At 49.1% G+C, this 5331-nt stretch carries 1 tRNA gene and 3 rRNA genes; all 4 read right to left on the reverse strand.

Annotation, left to right across the window (positions count from 1 at the left end):
- Positions 1 to 11: 11 nt before the first annotated feature.
- The 4 genes from rrf to DES39_RS10820 all read right to left on the reverse strand — a co-directional run bounded on the left by rrf (position 12) and on the right by DES39_RS10820 (position 4986).
- Positions 12 to 127 (reverse strand): 5S ribosomal RNA (gene rrf / locus DES39_RS10805).
- A gap of 77 nt (positions 128 to 204) precedes the next feature.
- A 23S ribosomal RNA gene (locus DES39_RS10810) occupies positions 205 to 3106 on the reverse strand.
- Positions 3107 to 3315: 209 nt separating this feature from the next.
- Positions 3316 to 3391 (reverse strand) — tRNA-Glu (locus DES39_RS10815).
- A 56-nt stretch (positions 3392 to 3447) separates the two neighbouring features.
- A 16S ribosomal RNA gene (locus DES39_RS10820) occupies positions 3448 to 4986 on the reverse strand.
- Together the 16S, 23S and 5S rRNA genes with 1 tRNA gene alongside form the textbook arrangement of a ribosomal RNA operon.
- Positions 4987 to 5331 lie beyond the last annotated feature (345 nt).

The following is a 5331-nucleotide window of genomic DNA, read 5'->3' on the forward strand; positions in this document are numbered from 1 at the left end:
CATATTTAATAGTCTGGCGGTGACCTACTCTCACATGGGGGAACCCCCACACTACCATCGGCTCCACGGCGTTTCACTTCTGAGTTCGGCATGGGTCAGGTGGGACCACCGCAACATCGCCGCCAGACATAACTCTGTCTCGCTTTTAACAATCTTCGAACAAGCTAAAATTTATCAAGATATTCCAAAACAACTCTAAGTTGTAAGGTTAAGACTCTCGGTTCATTAGTATCAGTTAGCTCAACGTATCGCTACGCTTACACACCTGACCTATCTACGTCCTAGTCTCGAACGAACCTTACAAACATATAGTCTGGGAAAACTCATCTCAAGGCTAGTTTCGTGCTTAGATGCTTTCAGCACTTATCTATTCCGCACGTAGCTACCGGGCAATGCAATTGGCATCACAACCCGAACACCAGCGGTGCGTTCACTTCGGTCCTCTCGTACTAGAAGCAAACCCTCTCAATTTTCCTACGCCCATGGCAGATAGGGACCGAACTGTCTCACGACGTTCTAAACCCAGCTCGCGTACCACTTTAAACGGCGAACAGCCGTACCCTTGGGACCTACTTCAGCCCCAGGATGTGATGAGCCGACATCGAGGTGCCAAACACCGCCGTCGATATGAACTCTTGGGCGGTATCAGCCTGTTATCCCCGGAGTACCTTTTATCCGTTGAGCGATGGCCCTTCCATTCAGAACCACCGGATCACTATGACCTACTTTCGTACCTGCTCGAGCCGTCACTCTCGCAGTCAAGCTAGCTTATGCCATTGCACTAACCTCCTGATGTCCGACCAGGATTAGCTAACCTTCGTGCTCCTCCGTTACTCTTTGGGAGGAGACCGCCCCAGTCAAACTACCCACCAGACAGTGTCCGCAAGCCCGATTCAGGGCCCTACGTTAGAACATCAAACATTAAAGGGTGGTATTTCAAGGTCGACTCCATGCAAACTAGCGTCCACACTTCATTGTCTCCCACCTATCCTACACATTAAGGCTCAATGTTCACTGTCAAGCTATAGTAAAGGTTCACGGGGTCTTTCCGTCTTGCCACGGGTACACCGCATCTTCACGGCAAATTCAATTTCACTGAGTCTCGGGTGGAGACAGCCTGGCCATCATTACGCCATTCGTGCAGGTCGGAACTTACCCGACAAGGAATTTCGCTACCTTAGGACCGTTATAGTTACGGCCGCCGTTTACTGGGGCTTCGATCAAGAGCTTCTCCTTACGGATAACCCCATCAATTAACCTTCCAGCACCGGGCAGGCGTCACACCGTATACGTCCACTTTCGTGTTTGCACAGTGCTGTGTTTTTATTAAACAGTTGCAGCCAGCTGGTATCTTCGACTGAGTTCACCTACGTCCGCGTGGGATTTCAATTACCATCAGCGTGCCTTCTCCCGAAGTTACGGCACCATTTTGCCTAGTTCCTTCACCCGAGTTCTCTCAAGCGCCTGAGTATTCTCTACCTGACCACCTGTGTCGGTTTCGGGTACGATTACATATGACCTGAAGCTTAGAGGCTTTTCCTGGAAGCTTGGCATCAATTACTTCAGCACCTTAGTGCCTCGTCATCACACCTCAGAGTTTTAGTGACCGGATTTGCCTAATCACACCCCTACATGCTTAACCCGGGCTCCTTGCGGACCTATCCCGGTAAACCTAGCCTTCTCCGTCACCCCATCGCAGTCATATACAGTACGGGAATATTAACCCGTTTCCCATCAGCTACGCATCTCTGCCTCGCCTTAGGGGTCGACTCACCCTGCCCCGATTAACGTTGGACAGGAACCCTTGGTCTTCCGGCGTGCGGGCTTTTCACCCGCATTATCGTTACTTATGTCAGCATTCGCACTTCTGATACCTCCAGCAAACCTCACAGTTCACCTTCGCAGGCTTACAGAACGCTCCCCTACCCAATATGTTATTCACACACTGCCGCAGCTTCGGTGCATAGTTTTAGCCCCGTTACATCTTCCGCGCAGGCCGACTCGACTAGTGAGCTATTACGCTTTCTTTAAATGATGGCTGCTTCTAAGCCAACATCCTAGCTGTCTAAGCCTTCCCACTTCGTTTCCCACTTAACTATGACTTTGGGACCTTAGCTGGCGGTCTGGGTTGTTTCCCTCTTCACGACGAACGTTAGCACCCGCCGTGTGTCTCCCATGCTCAACTTGTCAGTATTCGGAGTTTGCATCGGGTTGGTAAGCCGGGATGGCCCCCTAGCCGAAACAGTGCTCTACCCCCAACAGTTATACATGAGGCGCTACCTAAATAGCTTTCGGGGAGAACCAGCTATCTCCCGGTTTGATTGGCCTTTCACCCCCAGCCACAGGTCATCCGCTAATTTTTCAACATTAGTCGGTTCGGTCCTCCAGTTAGTGTTAACCAACCTTCAACCTGCCCATGGCTAGATCACCGGGTTTCGGGTCTATACCCTGCAACTTAACGCCCAGTTAAGACTCGGTTTCCCTTCGGCTCCCCTATTCGGTTAACCTTGCTACAGAATATAAGTCGCTGACCCATTATACAAAAGGTACGCAGTCACACCATTAAGATGCTCCCACTGATTGTACGTACACGGTTTCAGGTTCTATTTCACTCCCCTCGCCGGGGTTCTTTTCGCCTTTCCCTCACGGTACTAGTTCACTATCGGTCAATCAGGAGTATTTAGCCTTGGAGGATGGTCCCCCCATCTTCAAACAGGATACCACGTGTCCCGCCCTACTCTTCAAGCTTCCACTTAATGCATATTCATGTACGGGACTATCACCCTCTGTCGTGCGACTTTCCAGACGCTTCCATTTACACACTAAGCTACCCGCTTTGGGCTCCTCCCATTTCGCTCGCCGCTACTCTGGGAATCTCGGTTGATTTCTTTTCCTCGGGGTACTGAGATGTTTCAGTTCTCCCGGTTCGCCTCATTAACCTATTTTATTCAGTTAATGATAGTGCATTATTGCACTGGGTTTCCCCATTCGGATATCGACGGCTATTACGCTCTTTACCAGCTTACCGTCGCTTTTCGCAGATTAACACGTCCTTCTTCGCCTCTGATTGCCTAGGCATCCACCGTGTACGCTTAATTTCTTAACCTTACAACTTACAGTCGTCTCGGTTTTCTCAATTTCGCTTTTTCTCAATTCCATTTCCATATCAAAGTCGATTACTCCACTTCAATACTTCCATAAAACGAGAACTCGTTTCTTTTCAGCTTGTTCCATATTGTTAAAGAGCTATATTAATCAGCATACTTTAAAGTACACTTATCAATATATTAATTCGAAATTGTTTACCCTATTTAATGGCGTCCCCTAGGGGATTCGAACCCCTGTTACCGCCGTGAAAGGGCGATGTCCTAGGCCTCTAGACGAAGGGGACTAAACAATTTCTTTTATTTCAAACAAACAATCTATGTGAACACTGTCAGGCTTTCGTAAGGAGGTGATCCAACCGCAGGTTCCCCTACGGTTACCTTGTTACGACTTCACCCCAGTCATGAATCACACCGTGGTAAACGCCCCCCTTGCGGTTAAGCTATCTACTTCTGGTGCAACCCACTCCCATGGTGTGACGGGCGGTGTGTACAAGGCCCGGGAACGTATTCACCGTGACATTCTGATTCACGATTACTAGCGATTCCGACTTCATGGAGTCGAGTTGCAGACTCCAATCCGGACTTAGACGTACTTTGTGAGGTCCGCTCCAGTTCGCACCTTCGCATCCCTTTGTATACGCCATTGTAGCACGTGTGTAGCCCTGGTCGTAAGGGCCATGATGACTTGACGTCATCCCCACCTTCCTCCGCTTTATCAACGGCAGTCTCCTTTGAGTTCCCACCATTACGTGCTGGCAACAAAGGATAGGGGTTGCGCTCGTTGCGGGACTTAACCCAACATTTCACAACACGAGCTGACGACAGCCATGCAGCACCTGTCTCATAGCTCCCGAAGGCACTCTCGCATCTCTGCAAGATTCTATGGATGTCAAGACCAGGTAAGGTTCTTCGCGTTGCATCGAATTAAACCACATGCTCCACCGCTTGTGCGGGCCCCCGTCAATTCATTTGAGTTTTAACCTTGCGGCCGTACTCCCCAGGCGGTCGATTTAACGCGTTAGCTCCGGAGCCCAAGGGTCATGCCCCCAAACTCCAAATCGACATCGTTTACAGCGTGGACTACCAGGGTATCTAATCCTGTTTGCTCCCCACGCTTTCGCATCTCAGCGTCAGTATTTGTCCAGAAGGCCGCCTTCGCCACCGGTATTCCTCCACATCTCTACGCATTTCACCGCTACACGTGGAATTCTACCTTCCTCTACAATACTCTAGACGACCAGTTTTAAGTGCAATTCCCAAGTTGAGCTCGGGGCTTTCACACCTAACTTAATCATCCACCTACATGCCCTTTACGCCCAGTCATTCCGATTAACGCTCGCACCCTCCGTATTACCGCGGCTGCTGGCACGGAGTTAGCCGGTGCTTCTTCTGTAATTAACGTCAATTATTAGGCCTATTAGACCCAATACCTTCCTCATCACCGAAAGTACTTTACAACCCGAAGGCCTTCTTCATACACGCGGCATGGCTGCATCAGGGTTTCCCCCATTGTGCAATATTCCCCACTGCTGCCTCCCGTAGGAGTCTGGACCGTGTCTCAGTTCCAGTGTGGCTGGTCATCCTCTCAGACCAGCTAGAGATCGTCGCCTAGGTGCGCCTTTACCACACCTACTAGCTAATCCCATATGGGTTCATCAAATGGCAAGTGGCCCGAAGGTCCCACTCTTTGGTCTTGCGACATTATACGGTATTAGCAGTCGTTTCCAACTGTTGTCCCCTTCCATTCGGCAGATCCCCATACATTACTCACCCGTCCGCCACTCGTCATCAGGTGCAAGCACCCATGTTACCGTTCGACTTGCATGTGTTAAGCCTGCCGCCAGCGTTCAATCTGAGCCATGATCAAACTCTTCAATTTTAAGTTTGATGCTCAATAACTGTCTCTGACATATTCAAATGAATCTTCAGTGTCACTTATTAAGACTTGATTTTTTTAAGTCCGTAGACTTGAATCTTTCGTCCTAACAGTGCCCACACAGATTGTCTGTTCTTAATTTTTAAAGAGCTGACAGCACGTTTATTTTGCTGTCTCAAGGGCTGCGTATACTACGCTTTCCCATTTCGACTGTCAATAACTTTTTTTATCTTTTTTTCAAATTCTAAAAATCGTTTTGACCGTCTCACCAATATAACCGCCTTCTCAGAAGGTCTTGCGTTACGTCAGTGGATGCGCATTATAGACATCTTATTTTTTTCTTCAAGC

It is taken from the genome of Orbus hercynius (assembly GCF_003634275.1).
GTDB lineage: Bacteria > Pseudomonadota > Gammaproteobacteria > Enterobacterales > Orbaceae > Orbus > Orbus hercynius.